The following is a 1,649-nucleotide window of genomic DNA, read 5'->3' as shown; positions in this document are numbered from 1 at the left end:
GGATAGAGACCGAGTGGATCGCGAGCAGCTTCCCGGTCAAGGTGCAGGAGTACCTGGCGCTCGGCCTGCCGGTGGTCTCCGTGCGCATCCGCGAAGTGGCCGAGCAGTTCGGCGATCTCGTGCGCATCGCCGAGGGGCCCGAGGACTTCGTCCGCCTCGTCGAGGAGGAGCTGAGGACCGATACGCCGGCCAAGCGCACGGCGCGCCGCGAGCGCGTGCGGGATCGCGACTGGTCGCGGATCGCCGCGGCCGTGCTCGCCGACGCCGAGGCGATCCACCGCGGGAAGTCGGCATGAACGCGCCGCGCCTGCTCTACGTCCTCGACCGCTTTCCCACGGACACGCTCAACTTCGTCTACAACGAGATGCGCGCGCTCGAGGCGGCGGGCTTCGGGGTCGAGATCGTGTCACTGCGGCCGCCCGGCCCCTGCCCCGCCGAGGCGCGCGGTTACCTGGCGCGCACGCAGGTGCTGCGGCCGATCCCGCCCGGGCGGCTGCTCCGCGCCTGGCTCCACTACGCGCTCCGCCGGCCGCGCGCGCTGGCCGGGCTCTTCGGCACGGTCCTCGAAGACGCCGGTCCCGCGAAGGCCCTGCACAATCTCGCCCACCTCGCCGTGGGCGTCGTCTTCGCCTACAGCGTGCGCGAGCGGCCGGCGCAGATCCACGCGCACTTCGCCTACAAGGCCGCGCTGGCCGGACTCTGCGCGAAGCGTCTGAATGGCAGCGGTTTCAGCTTCACGGCCCACGGCAGCGACACGGTGATGCCCGCCAGGCGCCACAGCCTGAAGAGCAAGCTGCGCGGCGCGGACTTCGCCATCGCGATCTCGGAGTACAACCGACGGACCCTGCTCGCCCTCTGCCCCGAGCTGCCCGCAGGGCAGGTGCGGCTCCAGCGCACGGGCATCCGGCTCGCGGAGTTCCCCTTCCAGCCGCGGCCCGCGCGGCGCGGAGGCCCGGTGCGCCTGGCCTGCGTGGCCTCGCTCTATCCGGTCAAGAACCACGAGGGCCTGCTCGCGGCCTGCGCGCTGCTCGCCGCGCGGGGTCAGACCTTCCGCCTCGATCTCGTCGGCAAGGACGAGGGCGGCCGCCGCGCGCAGCTCGAGGCGCAGGCGCGCCGGCTCGGCATCCTCGAGGCCGTTCGCTTCCACGGCAGCGTGGACCACGGCGAGGTGGCGCGCTTCCTGGCCGAGGCGGACCTCTTCGTGCTCGCCAGCCACAGCGAGGGCATTCCCGTCTCGATGATGGAGGCGATGGCCGTGGGCCTGCCGGTCGTCGGGCCGCGCGTGACGGGTCTGCCGGAGCTGGTCGAGGACGGGGTGAGCGGCCTGCTCGCCGACCCCGCGCGGCCGGACGCCTTCGCTGCCGCCATCGCGCGCCTGCTCGACGATCCCGCGGCGGCCGCCGCCATGGCCCGCCGCGCGCGGGCGCGCATCGAAGCCGATTACGACATGGACAGAAACGCGCAGGCGCTCGCGCAGTGGCTGCGCGAGCGCCTGGCGTGAAGCGCGCGCCTACTTGAGCAGCAGCAGCTTGCCGCTCGCACTCCCCGTCGGCCCACTCACCCGCACCAGGTAGAGGCCGCTGCCGAGGGCCGTGCCCGCGTCGTCGCGGCCGTCCCAGCGCAGCTCGCGGCGGCCGGCAAGCTGCCCC

General features: G+C 73.9%; 1 protein-coding gene. It reads left to right on the top strand.

Annotation, left to right across the window (positions count from 1 at the left end; genetic code table 11):
• The first annotated feature begins 292 nt into the window (after positions 1-292).
• Positions 293-1,501 carry a glycosyltransferase family 4 protein gene (locus tag FJ251_16215; protein ID MBM4119244.1) on the top strand — a complete coding sequence of 403 codons (1,209 nt, stop codon included), beginning with the start codon at positions 293-295 and terminating at the stop codon, positions 1,499-1,501.
• Positions 1,502-1,649 lie beyond the last annotated feature (148 nt).

Source organism: bacterium, assembly GCA_016873475.1.
In the GTDB taxonomy this organism is placed as follows: Bacteria; Krumholzibacteriota; Krumholzibacteriia; order JACNKJ01; family JACNKJ01; genus VGXI01.
Note: the sequence above shows the minus strand (reverse complement) of the source record. Positions and strands in the feature narration are given on the sequence as shown.